Source organism: Methylobacterium sp. GC_Met_2, from assembly GCF_026540795.1.
Lineage (GTDB): Bacteria > Pseudomonadota > Alphaproteobacteria > Rhizobiales > Beijerinckiaceae > Methylobacterium.
The window spans coordinates 21,131-40,219 of sequence record NZ_JALNUM010000055.1; the positions used below are offsets into that span (position 1 = coordinate 21,131).

The 19,089-nt window shown below is 68.1% G+C and carries 16 protein-coding genes and 1 pseudogene; 14 read left to right on the forward strand and 3 right to left on the reverse strand.

What is annotated here, in order from left to right:
* Nucleotides 1–5 precede the first annotated feature (5 nt).
* From OXS49_RS18595 to OXS49_RS18630, 8 genes and pseudogenes are all read left to right on the forward strand, one after another.
* A complete protein-coding gene (locus tag OXS49_RS18595; RefSeq protein ID WP_267426068.1) occupies nt 6–3,158 on the forward strand; it encodes an efflux RND transporter permease subunit in 3,153 nt (1,050 codons plus the stop codon).
* Between the two features lie 435 nt (nt 3,159–3,593).
* Nucleotides 3,594–5,207 carry an ABC transporter substrate-binding protein gene (locus tag OXS49_RS18600; protein ID WP_267426069.1) on the forward strand — a complete coding sequence of 538 codons (1,614 nt, stop codon included), beginning with the start codon at nt 3,594–3,596 and terminating at the stop codon, nt 5,205–5,207.
* 9 nt (nt 5,208–5,216) lie between these two features.
* A complete protein-coding gene (locus OXS49_RS18605; RefSeq protein ID WP_267426071.1) occupies nt 5,217–6,197 on the forward strand; it encodes an ABC transporter permease in 981 nt (326 codons plus the stop codon).
* A 376-nt stretch (nt 6,198–6,573) separates the two neighbouring features.
* Nucleotides 6,574–7,545 carry an ABC transporter permease gene (locus OXS49_RS18610; protein WP_244002544.1) on the forward strand — a complete coding sequence of 324 codons (972 nt, stop codon included), beginning with the start codon at nt 6,574–6,576 and terminating at the stop codon, nt 7,543–7,545.
* A gap of 238 nt (nt 7,546–7,783) precedes the next feature.
* Entirely contained in the window at nt 7,784–8,764 is a 981-nt protein-coding gene (locus tag OXS49_RS18615) for an ABC transporter ATP-binding protein (RefSeq protein ID WP_244001225.1), read from the forward strand.
* A complete protein-coding gene (locus OXS49_RS18620; RefSeq protein ID WP_267426074.1) occupies nt 8,761–9,741 on the forward strand; it encodes an oligopeptide/dipeptide ABC transporter ATP-binding protein in 981 nt (326 codons plus the stop codon). Before OXS49_RS18615 ends, OXS49_RS18620 begins: the two co-directional genes overlap by 4 nt.
* 110 nt (nt 9,742–9,851) lie before the next feature.
* Nucleotides 9,852–10,031, forward strand: coding sequence for a hypothetical protein (locus tag OXS49_RS18625; protein WP_267426075.1), 180 nt, complete (start codon nt 9,852–9,854; stop codon nt 10,029–10,031).
* A 12-nt stretch (nt 10,032–10,043) separates the two neighbouring features.
* Nucleotides 10,044–10,340 (forward strand): annotated as a pseudogene (locus OXS49_RS18630) (DUF3829 domain-containing protein); the annotation flags it as partial.
* A 31-nt stretch (nt 10,341–10,371) separates the two neighbouring features.
* On the opposite strand, the gene OXS49_RS18635 reads toward OXS49_RS18630, so the two are convergent.
* The gene (locus OXS49_RS18635) at nt 10,372–10,815 is read right to left on the reverse strand and encodes an MEKHLA domain-containing protein (RefSeq protein WP_267426076.1); all 444 of its coding nucleotides are present in this window, start codon (nt 10,813–10,815) and stop codon (nt 10,372–10,374) included.
* Nucleotides 10,816–11,466: 651 nt separating this feature from the next.
* Between OXS49_RS18635 and OXS49_RS18640 the strand changes: the two genes are divergently transcribed.
* Complete coding sequence (locus OXS49_RS18640) at nt 11,467–12,168, forward strand: ParA family protein (protein WP_244001235.1); 702 nt, start codon at nt 11,467–11,469, stop codon at nt 12,166–12,168.
* Between the two features lie 4 nt (nt 12,169–12,172).
* Here OXS49_RS18640 and OXS49_RS18645 read toward each other — a convergent pair whose 3' ends face one another.
* The gene (locus OXS49_RS18645) at nt 12,173–13,558 is read right to left on the reverse strand and encodes a M20/M25/M40 family metallo-hydrolase (RefSeq protein WP_244001237.1); all 1,386 of its coding nucleotides are present in this window, start codon (nt 13,556–13,558) and stop codon (nt 12,173–12,175) included.
* A gap of 380 nt (nt 13,559–13,938) precedes the next feature.
* On the opposite strand from OXS49_RS18645, the gene OXS49_RS18650 reads away from it, so the two are divergent.
* The 5 genes from OXS49_RS18650 (at nt 13,939) to OXS49_RS18670 (ending at nt 18,581) form a co-directional block, all read left to right on the forward strand.
* Complete coding sequence (locus OXS49_RS18650) at nt 13,939–14,463, forward strand: (2Fe-2S)-binding protein (RefSeq protein ID WP_267426077.1); 525 nt, start codon at nt 13,939–13,941, stop codon at nt 14,461–14,463.
* Nucleotides 14,460–15,467: a xanthine dehydrogenase family protein subunit M gene (locus OXS49_RS18655; RefSeq protein WP_267426078.1), complete on the forward strand. Its 1,008-nt coding sequence runs from the start codon at nt 14,460–14,462 to the stop codon at nt 15,465–15,467. The genes OXS49_RS18650 and OXS49_RS18655 overlap by 4 nt, the downstream gene beginning before the upstream one ends.
* Before the next feature lie 7 nt (nt 15,468–15,474).
* Nucleotides 15,475–17,727, forward strand: coding sequence for a xanthine dehydrogenase family protein molybdopterin-binding subunit (locus OXS49_RS18660; RefSeq protein ID WP_267426079.1), 2,253 nt, complete (start codon nt 15,475–15,477; stop codon nt 17,725–17,727).
* Nucleotides 17,728–17,922: 195 nt separating this feature from the next.
* Nucleotides 17,923–18,360: an EamA family transporter gene (locus tag OXS49_RS18665; protein WP_244001245.1), complete on the forward strand. Its 438-nt coding sequence runs from the start codon at nt 17,923–17,925 to the stop codon at nt 18,358–18,360.
* 65 nt (nt 18,361–18,425) lie between these two features.
* Nucleotides 18,426–18,581, forward strand: a complete 156-nt coding sequence (locus OXS49_RS18670; RefSeq protein ID WP_267358071.1) for a hypothetical protein — start codon at nt 18,426–18,428, stop codon at nt 18,579–18,581.
* An 11-nt stretch (nt 18,582–18,592) separates the two neighbouring features.
* Here OXS49_RS18670 and OXS49_RS18675 read toward each other — a convergent pair whose 3' ends face one another.
* Nucleotides 18,593–18,754, reverse strand: a complete 162-nt coding sequence (locus tag OXS49_RS18675; RefSeq protein ID WP_267426080.1) for a hypothetical protein — start codon at nt 18,752–18,754, stop codon at nt 18,593–18,595.
* Nucleotides 18,755–19,089: the final 335 nt, after the last annotated feature.

Sequence of the window (19,089 nt, forward strand, 5' to 3'; positions counted from 1 at the left end):
CGACCATGGCCCGCTTCTTCATCGATCGCCCGGTCTTCGCCTGGGTGGTGGCGTTGTTCATCTGCCTCGGCGGCGCGCTCGCCATCCCGAACCTGCCGGTGGCGCAGTATCCGGTGATCGCGCCGCCCTCCATCGCGTTGTCGACGGCCTATCCGGGGGCCTCGGTGGAGAGCCTCTACGTCGGCACGACCCGGCTCATCGAGGATGAGCTGAATGGCGCCGCCAACATCATGAACTTCGAGTCGACCACTGATTCGTTCGGCTCGGTCAACATCACCGCCACCTTCCAGCCCGGCACCGACCCGGCGCTCGCCTCCGTGGAGGTCCAGAACCGGCTGAAGCGTGTCGAAGCGCGCCTGCCCGCCGAGGTGCGCCAGCAGGGCATCCTGGTGGAGGAGGCCTCGGCCGCCACCCTCAACATCATCACCCTCGTCTCCAAGGACGGGTCGATGGACGAGGTGGGGCTGGGCGACTTCCTGATCCGCAACGTCATCAACGAGATCCGGCGCATCCCCGGCGTCGGGCGCGCGACGCTGTACTCCACCGAGCGCTCGCTCCGGGTCTGGGTCGATCCCGACAAGCTGCGCGGCCTGTCGCTCAACGCCTCCGACGTGACCGACGCGATCCGCAACCAGAACGTCCAGGTCGCCTCCGGCTCGGTCGGCGCGCAGCCGAGCCCGACCCGGCAGGCGCTCACCGTGCCGATCATCGTGAAGGGCCAGCTCGGCACGATCGAGGAGTTCGGCGCCGTGGTGCTGCGGGCCAATTCCGACGGCTCGACCGTGCGCCTGCGCGACGTCGCCCGGATCGAGCTCGGCGGCGACGCCTACCAGTTCTCCACGCGCCTCAACGGCGGCCCGGCCGCCGGCATCTCGGTGACGCTCGCCCCCGACGGCAACGCGCTGGAGACCGCCAGGGCCATCCGCGCCAAGATGGTGGAGCTGTCCCAGTTCTTCCCGCCGGACCTGAAGTGGGACATCCCCTACGACATCACCCCGGCGGTGGAGGCCTCCATCGAGAAGGTGCTGCACACGCTGGTCGAGGCGGTGGTGCTGGTCTTCCTCGTGATGTTCCTGTTCCTGCAGAACATCCGCTATACCCTGATCCCCACCATCGTGGTGCCGATCGCCCTGATGGGCACCGTCACGGTGATGTGGATCTCGGGCTTCTCGGTAAATGTGCTCACCATGTTCGGCATGGTGCTGGCCATCGGCATCCTGGTCGACGACGCCATCGTGGTGGTGGAGAACGTCGAGCGGATCATGAACGAGGAGGGGCTGCCCCCCAAGGAGGCCACCAAGAAGGCCATGAGGCAGATCACCGGCGCGATCATCGGCATCACCCTGGTGCTGGTGGCGGTGTTTATCCCTATGGCGTTCTTCCCCGGCTCGGTGGGCATCATCTACCGGCAGTTCTCGATCGCGATGGTGACCTCCATCGGCTTCTCGGCGCTGCTGGCCTTGTCGCTGACGCCGGCGCTCTGCGCGACCTTCCTGAAGCCGATCGAGAAGGGCCACGGCCACGCCAAGGGCGGCGTGTTCGGGATGTTCAACCGGTTCGTGGACCGGGAGACCGCCCGCTACGGCCGTGGCACCGCGGCGTTCATCCGCAAGTCCGGCCGGGTGATGCTGGTCTACCTCGCGCTGGTGGCCGGCACGGCCTACGCCTTCGTGCAACTGCCGGAGGGTTTTTTGCCGGTTGAGGATCAGGGCTTCTTCACGGTCGACATCCAGACCCCGCCGGGCGCCTCCTACAACCGCACCCAGGTGGCGGTCCGCAAGGTCGAGGAGTACCTGCTGGCGCAGCCGGGCGTCGCCACCGTGACGATGCTCAACGGCTTCTCGTTCTCCGGCCAGGCGCCCAGCACCAGTCAGGCCTTCGTCACCCTCAAGCCCTGGGGCGAGCGCGACGCCAAGAACTCGGCCGCCGCCCTGGTGGCCGCCACCAACACGGCGCTCAGCACCTACCGCGACGCCACCGTGGACGCCCAGGAACCACCGCCGGTGGACAACCTCGGCAACGCGGCGGGCTTCTCGTTCCGCCTTCAGGATCGGGCCAATCGCGGCTACGCGGCTCTGCTGTCGGCCCAGGAGCAACTCCTGAAGCTGGCGACGCAAAGCCCGATCCTCCAGAAGGTCAAGATCGAGGGCCTGCCGCCGACCCCGCAGGCAGAGCTGGTGATCGACCGCGAGAAGGCGGCTGCGCTCGGCGTGAAGTTCGAGGACATCAACGCCACGATCCAGCTCAACCTCGGCTCGGTCTACCCGAACGACTTCCCCAACCGGGGCAAGATGCAGCGGGTCTACGTGCAGGCCGAGCAGCTCCAGCGCATGACCGCGTCGGACATCCTCAACTACGCAGTGAAGAACGCCACGGGGACGATGGTGCCGATGTCGTCCTTCGCGGAGCTGAAATGGGGCATGGGGCCGAGCCAGATCGTCGGCTTCAACGGCTACCAGTCGGTGCGCTTCACCGGCGAGCCGAACCCCGGCTACACCTCGGGCGACGCCATCGCCGAGATGGAGCGGCTAATGCTCCAATTGCCCAAGGGTTTCGGCTACGCCTGGACGGGCCAGTCCTACCAGGAGAAGCAGGCCGGCAGCCAGGCGACCCTGCTGCTGGCCCTCTCGGTGCTGATCGTGTTCCTGTGCCTTGCGGCGCTCTACGAGAGCTGGGCGATTCCGGTCTCGGTTCTGCTGGTGATCCCGCTCGGGGTGATCGGCGCCGTGGCGGCGGTGCACCTGCGCGGCCTGCCCAACGACGTGTACTTCAAGATCGGTCTGATCACGATCATCGGGCTCTCGGCCAAGAACGCGATCCTGATCGTGGAATTTGCGCGCGACCTCTGGACCCCCGGAACCTCGGTGGTGCGGGCCGCGATCGATGCGGCGACCCTCCGGTTCCGGCCGATCGTGATGACCTCGCTGGCCTTCATCTTCGGCGTGGTGCCGCTGGCCATCGCCACCGGCGCCGCCTCGAAGAGCCAGCAGGCGATCGGCACCGGCGTGATGGGCGGCATGATCACCGCCACCGTGCTGGCGGTGTTCTTCGTGCCGGTGTTCTTCGTGGTGGTGATGCGCCTGTTCCGGCGGAAGGCCGTGGCGGCAGGGGAGGCGGCGGAGGCGCGGCACGAGCCGGCCCGGGTGGCGGCGGAGTGAGCCGCGGGCGCGCAGCTGGATTCCCCTCGCCCCGCTTGCGGGGAGAGGGCTCCGGCGACCTTGTCGTCGCCGGAGCGAGGCGGCAGCCGAAGGTGAGGAAGCTCGAACGGAGGAGCCTCTTCCAGAACCGCCCCCTCACCTCCGCTCCGGCTTCGCCTCTCGCTTCCCGCACGGACGACGAGGTCCGTGCGGGCCTCTCCCCGCACGCGGGGAGAGGGGGATGCGCTCGACGCTTTGCGCTTGATTCTTCGGCCAAAAATCTCCGCCACGCCTCCGAGACCGCCGAGATTGGTCCCTCAACCAATCCCCCTGGTCCGAACCTTGCTGTGGGCGCAGCGGTCGCGCCGTTTGCCGACGCGCGGTGCCGGGGCTAAGCCTCAGCCACCGCTTCCGCGGAACGGCCTGCGCTCAACTTTCACGGTTCCGGAGATCCGCTTGTCCCGCTCAGCCCTGAAGACCCTCGCCCGCGGCGTGTCCGTGGGTGCGGTCGCGACCCTGGCGTTCGCGCTGCCCGCGCAGGCCGCCAACGTGTTCCGCTTCGCCTTCCAGGGCGATCTGAAATCGTTGGATCCGTACTCCCTCAAGGAGAGCTTCACGGAAGGGATGCAGCAGGCGGCCTACGAGTCCCTCGTCACCCTCGACAAGAACCTGAAATTCGCCCCCGGCCTGGCCGAATCCTGGGAGACCCCCGAGCCCACCCGCTGGCGCTTCCATCTGCGCAAGAACGTCAAGTTCCACGACGGCTCGCCCTTTACCGCCGACGACGTGCTGTTCTCCGCCCAGCGGGTCCGGGCCTCCGGCTCGAACTTCACCACCAACGTTCTCGCCGACGCGGAATTCGTGAAGGTCGACGATTTCACCGTCGACATGGTGCTGAAGAAGCCGAACCCCATCGCCATCGCTCAGTTCCCGACCTGGCTGATCATGTCGAAGGCGTGGTCCGAGAAGAACGGCGTCGTCCAGCCGACGGCACCCAACGCCACCAGCCCGAGCTACGCCACCCTGCACGAGAACGGCACCGGCCCGTTCGTGATCGCCGAGCACCAGCCCGGCGTGAAGACCGTGTTCAAGAAGTTCGATGGCTACTGGGGCAAGGTCGAGTCGAACCTCGACGAGGCGATCCTCACCACCATCGCCAACCCGGCCACCCGCGTCGCTGCGCTGCTCTCCGGCGAAGTCGACTGGATCGATCCCGTGCCGCTGCAGGACCAGCAGCGGGTCAATGCCAGCGGCACCGCCATCGTAATGGCCGGGCCTGAACTGCGCACGATCTTCCTCGGCATGGACCAGGATCGGGACGAGCTGAAGGATTCGAGCGTCAAGGGCAAGAATCCGTTCAGGGACATCAAGGTGCGCGAGGCCTTCTACCTCGCCATCGACGAGGACACGATCGCCAAGCGCGTCATGCGCGGGCAGGCGGTGCCCTCCGCGCTGATGATCGCCCCGAGCCTCTACGACCGCGGCGCCGAGTTCAAGCGCCCGGCAACCGACCTCAAGAAGGCCAAGGCGCTGATGGCTGAAGCCGGCTATCCGGATGGGTTCTCGCTGACCATGGATTGCCCGAACGACCGCTACGTCAACGATGAGGCGATCTGTCAGGCGGTGGTCTCGATGCTGGCCCGCATCAACGTCAAGGTGAACCTCAACGCCCAGCCGAAGGCCAAGTACTTCGCCAAGGTCCTGGCGCCGAACTACGACACCTCGTTCTACCTGCTCGGCTGGACCCCGTCCTCGCTGGACAGCCACAACATCCTCTACGAGATCGTCGGCTGCCGGAAGCCCGGCGACAAGTCCGGCCGCGGCAGCTGGAATCTCGCCGGCTATTGCGACCCGAAGATCGACACCATCGCCGACCAGGTCGAGGCCGAGACCGACAAGACCAAGCGCGACGCGCTGATCAAGGACGGGTTCGATGTCCTCAATACCGATTGGGGCTACATCCCGCTGCACCAGCAGGCACTGGCCTGGGGCGTCTCGAAGAAGGTCCACCTGACCCAGCGTGCCGACAACCTGCTCCTGCTCTACTGGGTCTCGAAGGACCCGCAGTAGGGGCGCGGCGTGCTCGCCTTCCTGCTGCGCCGGGTGATCCAGGCGGCCGCGGTCCTCGCGGTCGTCGGGCTCATCGCCTTCGCGATGTTCCGGTTCGCGGGCGATCCCGTGAACCAGATCGTCGGCCCCGACACCACCGTGGCCGAGCGGGCTCAGATCCGAACGGACCTCGGCCTCGACGATCCGGTGCTGGTCCAGTTCGCCCGCTACGCCGGCAACGTGGTGCGGGGCCGGTTCGGCATCTCGTACCAGTTCCGGCAGCCGGTCTCGCAGCTTTTGGCCGAGCGCATGCCGGCGACGCTGGAGCTCGCTTTCTGCGCCACGGTCTTCGCCCTGGTGGTGGGCATCCTGATGGGCGTGTACTGCGCGCTCTTCCGGGATTCCTGGCTCGCCGGGCTGTTCCAGGCGGTCTCGCTGATCGGGATCAGCCTGCCGACCTTCCTGATCGGCATTCTGCTGATCTACCTGTTCTCGGTGACGCTCGGCTGGCTCCCCTCCTACGGGCGCGGCGACACCGTGCGGCTCGGCTGGTGGACCACCGGCTTCCTCACCGCCTCCGGGCTCAAGGCGCTGATCCTGCCCTCGGTGACGCTCGGCCTGTTTCAGATGACGTTGATCATGCGGCTGGTGCGCGCCGAGATGCTGGAGGTGCTGCGCACCGACTACATCCGCTTCGCCCGCGCCCGGGGGCTCACCACCCGGGCCGTCCACCTGCGCCACGCTCTGAAGAACACGCTGGTGCCGGTGATCACCATCGCGGGGCTGCAGCTTGGCTCGGTCATCGCCTTCTCGATCATCACCGAGACGGTGTTCCAGTGGCCCGGCATGGGCCTGCTGTTCGTCCAGGCCGTGCAGAACGTCGATATCCCGATCATGTCGGCGTATCTGCTGCTGGTCGCGCTGATCTTCGTGACCATCAATCTGGTGGTCGACATCCTCTACACGGTGGTCGACCCGCGGCTGCGGCTCCCGACCGGGCGGGCGGCGTGAGACCGGACATGACTCATCGCACCGCTCGCCAGACCCGCGCCGTCCCACGGTACACGACAGTGCTGCCATCCTCGCATGAGGCGCGGGTCCCCTCTCCCGTGCGGGAGAGGTCTGCTTTCGCAGAAAGCCGGGTGAGGGATGAGAACTTTCCGAACGCGGCGCGCCGTGTCGGCGCATCGATAGCGCGCTCGATCCTGAGCTTTCTCGTCCCTCACCCCAACCCTCTCCCGCACGGGAGAGGGGGCCGGTCGCGCCTGCCAAGCTCGGTGGTGCAAGACTGTCGTGTCCTGTGTTGCCGTCATCGCTTCGCTCCGCTCGCAAGGACGGTGGCTGCCGCCCTGAGTTTCCCGCGCGGACACGACGTGAGGGTCGGCCGATGAGCGGATACGACCTCGACGCGGGCGATGCCCCGCCGGTCCCCCTGGCCGAGGCGGCGCCCTCCCGGCTCGCGCGCTGGCGCGATTCCGACCTACTGGCGAACTTTTTGCGCTCGAAGACCGCCATGGCGGCGCTGATCGTCACGGTGCTGATGGTCGGCCTCGCCTTCGCGTCGCCCTGGATCGCCCCCCAGAACCCCTACGACCCGGCCCAGCTCGACCTGATCAACTCCAACCTGCCGCCGATCTGGCAGGCGGACGGTCAGGCACCCTACTATCTCGGCACCGACGACCAGGGCCGGGACGTGCTCTCGGCGGTGTTGTACGGCCTGCGGCTGTCGCTGATCGTCGGCGTGCTCGGCGTGCTGACCTCCGGGGTGCTCGGCATCGCGCTCGGCCTGATCGCCGGCTACGCGGGCGGGGCCGTCGACACGCTGATCATGCGGATCGCCGACGTGCAGCTCACCTTCCCGGCGATCCTGATCGCCCTGGTGGTGGATGGCGTCGCCAAGGCGAGTTTTGGCAGCGCGCTGGATGTCGGACCGCTGATCGGGCTGATCGTGGTGTCGATCGGCCTGTCCTTCTGGGTGCAGTACGCCCGGACCGTGCGCTCCTCCGTGCTGGTCGAGAAGGGCAAGGATTACGTCCAGGCGGCCCGGCTGATCGGCCTGTCGCCGCCGGTGATCCTGGTGCGCCACGTCCTGCCGAACGTCACCGGGCCGGTTTTCGTGATCGCGACGATCAACCTGGCGCTCGCGATCATCACCGAGGCGACCCTGTCGTTCCTCGGCACCGGCCTGCCCGAGACCATGCCGTCGCTCGGCACGCTGATCCGCACCGGCAACCGGTTCCTGTTCTCCGGCGAGTGGTGGATCGTCGCCTTCCCGGGCGTGGCGCTCGCCGGGCTGGTCATCGCCATCAACCTTCTGGGGGATTGGCTGCGCGACGCGCTCAATCCGAAGCTGCAATGATGGTGGATGTGATCAAGTGCGAGCCGGCCACCGCCGCGTCTCCCTCCCCCCTCTCCGGGGGAGGGTGGCCCGCGAAGCGGGTCGGGAGAGGGGAGCGACGGTGCAGAATCGGGCTGAGGCCTTCATGCCAGCAGCGCCTCTTCCGGAACCCGGGCTCCCCTCTCCAGACCCCTGCTGACGCAGGGGCCACCCTCCCCCGCAGAGGGGGGAGGGAGGGCGCGTGGCAGGTCCAGACATCATGACCGAAACCATCCTTTCCGTGCGCGACCTTACGGTCGCGTTCGACACCCGCCGCGGGCCGCTCACCGCCATCGACCGAGTGTCGTTCGACATCGGCCGCGGCGAGATCCTGGGCGTCGTCGGCGAGTCCGGCGCGGGCAAGTCGGTGACCGGTTCGGCGGTGATCGGGCTGATCGACCGGCCGGGCCGGATCGCCGGCGGCGAGATCCACTTGCGCGGCGCGCGCATCGACAACCTTTCATCCGAAGCGATGCGGCGGGTGCGGGGCCGGCGCATCGGCATGATCTTCCAGGATCCGCTGACCTCGCTCGATCCGCTGTTCCGGGTCGGCGACCAGATCGTCGAGACCCTGCGCACCCACACCGACCTGTCGGGCCGGGCCGCCCGCACCCGCGCCATCGATCTGCTCGCCGAGGTTGGCATCCCGGCGCCCGAGCGGCGGATCGACGGCTACCCGCACGAATTCTCCGGCGGCATGCGCCAGCGGGTGGTGATCGCGCTCGCGCTCGCCGCCGAACCGGAGCTGATCATCGCCGACGAGCCGACCACGGCTTTGGACGTCTCGGTCCAGGCCCAGATCATCACCCTGCTCAAGCGCCTCTGTCGCGAGCACGGCACCGCGGTGATGCTGGTGACCCACGACATGGGCGTCATTGCCGAGGCGGCCGACCGGGTTGCGGTGATGTATGCCGGGCGGGTGGCCGAGATCGGCCCGGTCGCCTCGGTGATCGCGAAGCCCCACCATCCTTATGCGGTCGGCCTGATGGGGGCGATCCCGACCCTGTCGCAGGAGGCGGACCGGCTCAGCCAGATCCCCGGCTCGATGCCGCGGCTCACCGCCATCCCGCAGGGCTGCGCCTTCAACCCGCGCTGCCCGAAGGTGTTTGCGCGGTGCCGCGTCGAGCGGCCGGAGCCGATCCCGGTCGATGCGAGCCGGGTCGCCTGTCACCTCTACGATGCAGCGGAGCAAGCGGCGTGAGCGCCTACGTCGAAGTCACCGACCTGCGCCGGCTGTTCGATGTCTCGAAACCCTGGCTCAACCGGGTGATCGAGCGCGAGCCGCGCAAATTCCTCACCGCGGTGGACCGGGTCGGCTTCGCGATCGAGAAGGGCGAGACCTTCGCGATCGTGGGCGAATCCGGCTCCGGCAAGTCGACCGTGGCCCGGATGGTGGTCGGCCTGCTGCCGCCCTCGGCCGGCGAGGTGACGATCACCGGCGTGTCGATGACCGACCCGCGCCAGGCCGCCGCCCGACGACGCCTGCGCGCGCGCATCCAGATGATCTTTCAGGATCCCTACGCGTCCATGAACCCGCGCTGGCGGGTCGGAAAGATTATCGCCGAGCCGATCCGGGCCTTCAACCTGATCCACGGCGAGGGGGCGATCCGCGCCCGGGTCAGCGAGCTGCTCGGCCTCGTCGGGCTTCACGCGGATGACTCAAAAAAGTACCCGCACGAATTCTCAGGCGGCCAGCGGCAGCGGGTCGCCATCGCCCGGGCGCTGGCCAGCCAGGCCGAGTTTCTGGTCGGCGACGAGCCGACCTCGGCGCTCGACGTCTCGGTGCAGGCGCAGATCCTGAACCTGATGCGCGACCTGCAGGACCGGCTGGGGCTGACCTACCTGTTCATCTCCCACAACCTCGCCGTGGTCCGCCACATGGCGACCCGGGTGGGGGTGATGTATCTCGGCCGCCTCGTGGAGGTCGCCTCGGCGAAGGACCTGTTCGCGACGCCGCGCCATCCCTACACGCGGATGCTCCTCGACGCGGTGCCCGACCTCGCCCATATCGGCCGCGCCCGGGTGCCGGTCTCCGGTGAGATCCCGAACCCGATCGATCCGCCCCCCGGCTGCACCTTCAACCCGCGCTGCCCGCTGGCGAACGACCGCTGCCGCACCGAGGTGCCGGCCCTGCTCGACGGCGTCGCCTGCCACGCCGTGCACGAGGGGCGGGCCTGACGGCCTTCCATAAACGCAGGGTCGGAATCCACGTTCCGGCGTCGAATCGTGGTCCCTAAGTCGCTGGCCGGCTAAACCGGTCGCACGAATCGGGGGGACGCAACCGGCCCATGAAAGCGACGACCTGGGTGATCCTGACCGCGCTACTCGCCGGCTCGCCGGTTCTCACGCAGATGCCGGCACCGGCCCAGCACACGGACAAGCCCGGCGTGAGCCTCGAACAGGCTACGATCCGCAAGCTCAACGCCTATGTCGTACTCCTCAACCGCACCCTGCGGGCACAGGAATAGCTCAGCCGCTATCGGAGCTGGGTCAACATGAAGACAGGCCCGACGGGCCGTGAGCGCGTCATCCATGGCCTCTACGGGCTCTACGATAGGCGCGTCGAGATTGCGAAGGCGGAAGCCGCGACGGCGCAGCCACCCGCGATGCCGGAGCCCGATGGCGCCATCAAGCGCTACATCGCCGCCTATCAGGCGTCCGCCCCGATCGTGACCGAGGCGGACGGCTATTGCGAGCGGCAGGATTGCCGGGCCGACAAGAGGGAGCAGGGCAAGTTAATCACGACCGCGCAAAGCGCCGCGATATCCTTGCGGTAGCGCGCCGGGCGGGTTCCGAGGGGCGATCCCGTTACGCGTCGCGCCACTCGGAAAACGTCGCCGCCTGCCCAACCGTCACGCCGTTGCGATCGAGCTGCCAGACCACCGCTCGCTCGATCCAGAAGCGCCGTCCGTCCTTGGCGATGCGCAGGCCGCGATAGCCGCGGGTGAATCCGTCCCGGGTTACGGCATCGAGCAGCCGCTGGCGCTCGGCGCGCTCGGGCGCTTCCGCCGAGAGCCGCGAGGGCAGGCCGACGAGTTCCTCGCGGCTGTATCCGAAACAGACCTGTGCGGCCTGGTTGGCGTAGACGAAGCGCGGATCCGCGCCTCCGTCATGGGCCAGGACCGCGAACGGCGCCTGCCCGTAGAGCCACGCCGCGGCCGCCCCTTCGGGCACCAGCGGCGTGCCCAGACGCCGCGCGTAGCTGCCGGTGAGCACGGCGAAGAAGTCCGGGTCGTGCGAGAGGTCGGTCATGGCGTGCCGGAAAGGGGGCGGCCCAAGCGGCCGTAGATCATCCGGATGCAGTCGGACCCGGTTCGATCGCAACGTGCAGCGGTGATCCGCAACCGCGGCTGCTGACACATACGTTCTCGTCAACACATCAGATGCATCCCCTAGATTTTGTGGCCGTACTCGTTTTCACGATCTTTGGATAATATAAATCTTTTGGATAAGTAAGATGCTTGGCTCAATAATTAACTTGGAATTTGATTTAGAATGTATTGCGTATTGGTTGAGCGGGTTGACGAACTTGCATCGATGACGTTATAGCCCAATCAGTATCGGTGCTGCGATGGTCAGGTCACCGAGGTTCCGTGAGCGCGGGTCACGGTCTTCAAAAAGATCGCGGTCGGGCTGGGATTGATGTTCTGCCGGTCTCGACCCGGGCGCTTCTCTTTCCACGCTCTTGATTCGATCCGAGGGCCGGCCGCCGGCCTCAGGGTGTTCACAGTCTCGTCGTCATGAAGTCCGGAATACCATCATCGAAGCGGGATCGCGCGTGCGCGAGTCGCCGAGCCGGGGCCGCAGTTCGGGCTCCGGGACACGGCTGCCAAAATCCGGTGGATGGAGGCGGCGGTTCCGCGATGGCACGTCCGAAACACAGGCGATCGACAGGTGGGATGCATGGATCCTGAAGGATCCGGGATCGAGCCCGAGACCTCGGCCCAGCCAGCCGTTCGGCCGCTGCGGATCCTCGCGATCGCCGTCCAGAAGGGTGGCACCGGCAAGACGACGCTGGCCGCTTCCCTGGCGGTCGCCGCCGCGGAGGCGGGCGAGCGCGTGGCCGCGCTCGATCTCGACCCGCAGAACTCACTGGCGGGCTGGGGCGCCCTCCGGACGGAGCGATCCGTCGCGGTCGATCGGGTCCAGCCCTGGGAGATCGGGCAGCTCCCGGCGATCCTGGACCAACTGGCCGAGCAGGGCACGACGCTCGCCGTCCTCGACACCGCCGGTAGCTCCGCGGGGCTGGCGCCGGCCCTGAAGGCGGCCGATTTCGCGCTGCTGCCGGTGCGGCCCTCGCGGCTCGACATCGTGGCGGCGCGCCCGACGCTCAAGGCGCTGGTCGGCCTCGGCCTGCGCGGGCGGCTGGCCCTGGTGCTGAACCAGTGTCCGCCGCTGCCTTCGCCACGCACCAGCGCCTATGCCGAGCAGTTGCACGGGCTGGGCGTGCTGGCGGAGCCGAGCATCATCCACCGGGTCGACCACCAGGACGCCCTGGCGACAGGCCTCGGTGTGACGGAATACGCGCCCGGCGGCCCGGCCGCCGAGGAGATCCGGGCCCTCTGGGCCTGGATCGACGCGAAGATGCGGGCGACGGCGCGCTGAGGCCTTAGCCCTGGCCGAGGGCCGTGAGGATCCGCGCCCAGGAGCGCGTGCCCTTGTGGAAGCTCGTCAGATCGTACTTCTCGTTGGGCGAGTGGATCCGGTCGTCGTCGAGGCCGAAGCCGATCAGCAGGGTGTCGCGCCCGAGGATCCGCTTGAAATCGCCCACGATCGGGATCGAGCCGCCGGCCCCCACGGTCACGGCCGGCACGCCCCATTCCTCGGCGAGCGCGGCCTTGGCGGCGCCGAGCTGCGGCATGTCGAACGGCAGGGTGATCGCCCGCGAACCCTTGTAGGTGATGACCTCGACCCTGCAATCGGCAGGGATCCGTGCCCGCACGAAGGCCTCGAACGTCTCGGCCAGGCGCTTCGGGTCCTGATCGTCCACGAGGCGGAACGAGACCTTGGCCGAGGCCGTGGAGGCGATCACGGTCTTGGTGCCCTCGCCCGTGTAGCCGCCGATGATGCCGTTGGCGTCGCAGGAGGGGCGCGACTGCACCAGCTCGATCGGCAGCCGGCCGCGCTCGCCCGCGGGCTCCTTCAGGCCGATCGGACCGAGCAGCGTCTCGGGCGTGAGGCCGAGGCCGCGCCACTGCTCCAGAACCTCCGGCGGGCGCTCGTGTACGCCCTCGTAGAAGCCCGGGATCGTGACCCGCCCGTCGTCATCGTGCAGGTCGGCGATGATCTTGGACAGCACGTGGATCGGGTTGCGCGCCGCGCCGCCGAAGAAGCCCGAATGCAGGTCGCGGTCGGCGCAGGTGACCGTCACCTCGAAATACGCGAGGCCGCGCAGCGACGAGGTGATGGCCGGGGTGGTGCGGTTCCACATGGTGGTGTCGCAGACCAGAACCACGTCGCAGCCGAGTTTCTCGCGATTGGCCGCGACCCATTCGGGCAGGCCCTGCGATCCGCTTTCCTCCGCGCCCTCGATCAGGATCGTCACGCCGCAGGGCAGCTCACCGCTCATGGCAATATGGGCCCGGCAGGCCTCCACGAAGGTCATCACCTGACCCTTGTCGTCGGAGGCGCCACGCCCGACGATCTTTTTTCCGCCCTGTCCGTCGTCGGCGATGTGCGGCTCGAAGGGTGGCGTCGTCCAGAGGTCGAGGGGATCGACCGGCTGCACGTCGTAATGGCCGTAGAACAGGACGTGCGGCGCCCCGGGCTTCGGCTTGTGGGCCAGCACCACCGGGTGGAGCGACGTCTCCTCCACGGAGGTCTCGAAGCCCAGCGCAGTGAGATCCTGGGCCAGCCAGGCGGCGGCCTCCCGGCACGGGCCGGCGAAGGCCGGATCGGTGGAGATCGACGGGATCCGCAGGAAGGCGAACAGCCGCTCCAGGGCGTTCTCCAGATCGGCGTCGATGTCGTTGAGGATCGCGTCGAGCGCGGCCATCGGGGGCTCCGGGGTTTTCTCGCGGGACGAGGGTTAGCCGAGGCGGGGTGCGGGCGGCAATGTCGGGCGGCCGATGGATTGGATCTGGAGCCGCTGCGCGGCGCGTCTCGTGCTGGATCCCGGGTCGCATTCCGCTGGCGCTGCATGCGCCCGGGAGGGGGCGTCGCGCTTCATGTTGCACTGTCGCCTTGCCCGGACAGGTGGAGCGAAACGGAACCTCATCCGGGATCCAGCACACGAAGACGTCGCAGAGCGACACCGCGTCCCCACGAATCCACAGCCACAGGCGTCCGATCCGAGACCGAGAATCGCTGCCCCGGAACGGGCGCAGATTGGAACGGTTATCGACAGAACCCGCCGCCCCGCACCATGGACACACCATGCGCCTTGAGAACCAGCCGCCCGTGTCGGCGGATACGCCCATTGGCATCATGCTCACGATCAACGGGCAACGGCGCGAATTGCAGGTCGCCCCGTGGACCACGCTGCTCGATCTGCTGCGCGAACGGCTCGATCTCACCGGCACCAAGAAGGGCTGCGACCACGGACAGTGCGGCGCCTGCACGGTCCTGGTGAATGGCACCCGGGTCAATTCTTGCCTGACCCTCGCCGTGATGAAGGACGGCGCCGAGATCACCACGGTGGAAGGCCTCGCCGGCCTCGGCGACCGGGCGGGCAGCAACGCCCTCCACCCGATCCAGGAGGCGTTCATCGAGCACGACGCCTTCCAGTGCGGCTACTGCACTCCGGGCCAGCTCTGCTCGTCGGTGGGCCTGATGAACGAGGGCCACGCCCACACCCGCGATGAGATCCGCGAGGCGATGAGCGGGAACATCTGCCGCTGCGGCGCCTACACCAACATCGTCGACGCCATCGAGGACGTCATGCAGGGAGGCGCCCGATGAACCGCTTCGATTACGTCCGCGCCGGCACAGTGGCGGAGGCGGTGCAGGCTTTTGGGGCGGGTGCCCGCTTCATCGCGGGCGGCACCAACCTGATCGACTTGATGAAGTACGACGTCGAGAAGCCGGGCCGGCTGATCGACATCACCCGCCTGCCCCTCGACAGGATCGAGGCTCACGGGAACGGCCTGCGGATCGGAGCGCTCGCCACCAACGCGAAGGTGGCCTACGACGACCGCGTCGCTGAGCGCTATCCGTTGCTGCGCAACGCCATCCTGGCCGGCGCTTCGGCGCAGCTGCGTAACGCGGCCTCGACCGGCGGCAACCTGCTCCAGCGGACCCGCTGCTACTACTTTTACGACACGGCCACCGCCTGCAACAAGCGCGAGCCCGGCTCCGGCTGCCCGGCGATCGGCGGGATGAACCGCATCCACGCGATCTTCGGGACGAGCGAGAACTGCATCGCCACCCATCCCTCCGACATGTGCATCGCGCTGGCCGCCCTGGAGGCCACCGTGCAGGTGAGCGGGCCGCAGGGCGACCGCTCGATCCCGTTCTCGGAGTTCCACCGCCTGCCGGGCGACGCGCCCGAGACCGACACCAATCTCGCCCTCGGCGAGATCATCGTCGCGGTCGACCTGCCGGAGAGCCGCTTTCCGCAGCACTACACCTACCTGAAGCTGCGCGATCGCCTGTCCTACGCCTTCGCGCTGGTCTCGGTGGCGGCGGCCCTGGAGCTCGACGGCGACCGGGTGCAGACCGCGCGCCTCGCGCTCGGCGGCGTCGCCCACAAGCCCTGGCGCAACCGCGAGGCCGAGGCCCTGCTCGAAGGCAAGCCCGCCACGCGCGAGAGCTTCCAGGCGGCGGCCGACCTGATCGTGTCCGAGGCGAAGCCGCAATCGGAGAACGGCTTCAAGATCGATCTCGCCCGGCGAGCCATTGTGCGCGGCCTCGAACAGGCCGCTGCCGGCACGCCCCAGTCGCTCAGCGACAAGCGCATCCAGTAGGCCCGCCATGACCCAGACCTTCAGCTCCACCGGCCGCGACACCTTCGTGGGCACCCCGCGCAGCCGCATCGACGGCCCCGCCAAGGTTACCGGCCTCGCCAAATACGCGGGCGAGTTCGCCGCCCCCAACCTTGCCTATGGGTACGTGGTGTCGAGCGCCATCGCCAAGGGCCGGATCGTGGCGATCGACGCGACCAAGGCCGAGGCGGTGCCGGGCGTCCTCAAGGTGCTCACCCACGAAAATCGGCCGCGCACTGCGTGGCGGGACAAGAACTTCCAGGATCAGGTGGCGCCCCCCGGCTCGCCGTTCCGCGCCCTCTACGACGACCTGATCGCTTTTAGCGGCCAGCCGGTCGCCCTGGTGGTGGCCGAGGATTTCGAAAGGGCGCGCTACGCCGCATCACTGGTCCACGTGACCTACGCGGCGCAGGAGCCGGGGACCGACCTGGGGGCTCTGCGCGGCACCGCCTACGACCCGCCGGGCAAGCGCCAGGGCATCAAGCCGCCGCCGAAGCCCTGGGGCGACGCCGACGCGGCTTTCGACAGCGCACCGATCCGCGTGCAGGGCGCCTACAGCCTCGCCGACGAGCACCACAACCCGATGGAGCCGCATGCCTCCACCGTCGTTGTGGAGCAGGACGGGACCTACACGGTCTACGACAAGATCCAGGGCGTCTCGAACAGCCACCAGTATCTCACCAACGTCTTCGGCTTGAAGCCCGATCAGGTGCGGGTGCTCAACCCCTATCTCGGCGGCGGCTTCGGCTCGGGCCTGCGCCCGCAGTACCAGCTGTTCCTGGCGATGCTGGCCGCGCAGGAGCTGAAGCGCTCCGTCCGCGTGACCCTGACCCGCGACCAGATGTGGAGCTTCACCTACCGGTCCGAGGCGCTGCAGACGATCGCGCTCGGCGCCGAGCCGGACGGAACGCTGACGGCTCTGCGGCACGACGCCGTCCAGGGCACCTCGCAGTACGAGGATTACCAGGAGGTCGTCGTCAACTGGTCGGGCGTCCTGTACAAATGCGACAACGTCGCCCTCGGCTACCGGCTGGTGAAGCTCGACACGCCGACGCCGGGCGACATGCGCGCCCCCGGCGCGGTCACCGGCGTGTTCGCCATCGAAACCGCCATGGACGAACTCGCCTACGCGATCGGGATGGACCCGATCGCGCTGCGGCTGAAGAACTACGCCGAATCCGACGCCACCGCCGAAGGCAAGCCGTTCGGCTCGAAGGAGCTGCGCCGCTGCTTCGCGCTCGGCGCCGAACGCTTCGGCTGGGCGAAGCGTAAGCCCGAGCCGCGTGCCACTCGCGAGGGACGGGAGCTGGTCGGCTGGGGCGTAGCCACCGGCATCTGGGAATCGATGATGATGCAGTCGAGCGCCATCGCGACCCTGACGCCGGATGGCCGCCTGACGGTCGGCAATTCCACCGGCGACATCGGCACCGGCACCTACACGATCCTGACCCAGATCGCCGCCGACACGCTCGGCCTGCCGATGGAGTCGGTCACCACCAAGCTCGGCGACACCCGCCTGCCCGAGGCTCCGGTCGCGGGCGGCTCATGGACGGCGGCTTCCTCGGGCACCGCCGTGATGAAGGCCTGCCGCACCGTCGGCGAACAGGTGTTCAAGCTCGCCCGCGCGATGGAACACTCGCCGCTCGCCAATGTCGATTTCGATCGGGCGGTGTTCGCGGACGGCCGCATTGCGGTCGCCGGCGATCCGGGCCGCAGCGTTGCCCTGGTGGAGGTGCTGCAGGCGGCAGGCGTCGACAAGGTCGAGGCGGTCGAGGAAGCCGGCCCGGACAAGGACTTCAATCAGGCCTACGAGGCCTACACTCATTCGGCGATCTTCGCCGAGGTGAAGGTCGACGAGGAACTCGGGCAGGTTCGGGTCACACGCATCGTCTCGGCGATCGCGGCCGGCAAGATCCTGAACCCGAAGACGGCGCGCAGCCAGATCCTCGGCGGCGTGGTGATGGGGATCGGCTCGGCGCTGGAGGAGGAGTCGATGCTCGACCACCGGATCGGCCGGTTCATGAACCACAATCTCGGCGAGTACCATGTGCCGGTGAACGCCGACATCTACGACATCGACGTGATCTTCGTGGACGAGGAGGACAAGGCGAATCCGCTGGGCGTAAAGGGCCTCGGCGAGATCGGCATCGTCGGCACCGCGGCGGCGATTACCAACGCGGTGTTCCACGCCACCGGCAAGCGGGTGCGTCATCTGCCGATCACGGTCGACAAGCTGCTGTGAGGTGCGGGGGCGGAGGGCCGCTTCGTGGAAGGTGTGCGGGATCCCAGATCAGGTTCCGGTGACGCTCAACCTGTTCGGGAAAGGGCGGCGCAGAATGAATCGCGCCGCCTTCTTCCGGGCGCATGCAGGATCAGCCGAATGCCACCCGGGGCTCAGCGTAAGGGCACGCTGCATAGCGGCGCTCTCTGAAAGCCCGTGAGCCACCTGCTGCAATCCTGGCGCTTCTGGGCGCTCGCCGCCGCGGGGTTCGCGGCGCTCACCGCGATCCTCGCCAAGCTCGGCGTGTCGGGCGTCCCGTCGGACGTCGCGACCCTCGTGCGCACGGCGGTCATCCTGATCTTCGCCGGCCTGATCGTCGTCGCCTCCGGGCAGGCGAGCGGGCTGGCGCAGATTTCCGGCCGCAGCCTCGTGTTCCTGATCCTGTCCGGGCTCGCCACCGGGGCGTCCTGGCTGTGCTACTTCCGGGCGCTGTCGCTGGGCGATGCCGCCCGGGTCGCGCCCCTCGACAAGCTCAGCGTCGTGCTTGTGGCGATCCTCGGGACGAGCCTGCTCGGCGAAACGCTCAGCCTCGCCGCCTGGACCGGGGTCGCTCTGATCGCCGCCGGGGCCGCCCTCGTCGCCTCCGGCTGGTGACGCCGCACACCGATCCGTTAACCCGACCGGCGCATTCTGGCGGTGCCTCGTGCAAGGGGACCGCCATGGATTGGCTCTACCGCGGCTTCGAGACCTCGCTCCTCGGTCTCGCCCTGTGTCTCGGCCTCGCGGCCTGCCTGACGCTGGGCACCGACAGGCCGCCAAGCGGCGCACTCGCCATCACGCTGCCGATGCTCACGGTGACCGCCCCCGCGCCCTGAGGCGCCTCCCCTCATGCTGCGTTCCGCACGGTGTAGCTGTAGACGCCCGCTCCCAGCCCGAGGAACAGCAGCAGCCCGACGATGAGTGCGGGGCCGCCGCTCGACTCCGCGACGAGCGGCGCATCGTGTCCGTGACAATGGGGTAGCGCACCCAGTTCCGTGAAATCCTTCATCTCGACTTAGGTACGAGTTTGCGTTTTTTGAAAAACAACGATCTGACATTTTCTACTGGTCGCCGATTGCGATTAAATGATTTGTCGGAACGACCATAAAAACATTTTGGATTTGAAGGCTGCCCATCGAAAATTATGGATCCGAAAGGTCAAGACATGTCGCGGTTCCAAGGCGGAGCCCTGGAACCCCTCTCAGCGCTTTGCCCCGCGCACCCCGCCAAAGGGCGAAGCCCCAGCCCTTTCAGGGTGTTTGCGGAAGCACCGGGACACTGGCAAGCGCGCTCTCCTCTCCTGGCGATCCCGGGCTTGCCCGGGATCGCTCAAGCTTGCGGGGA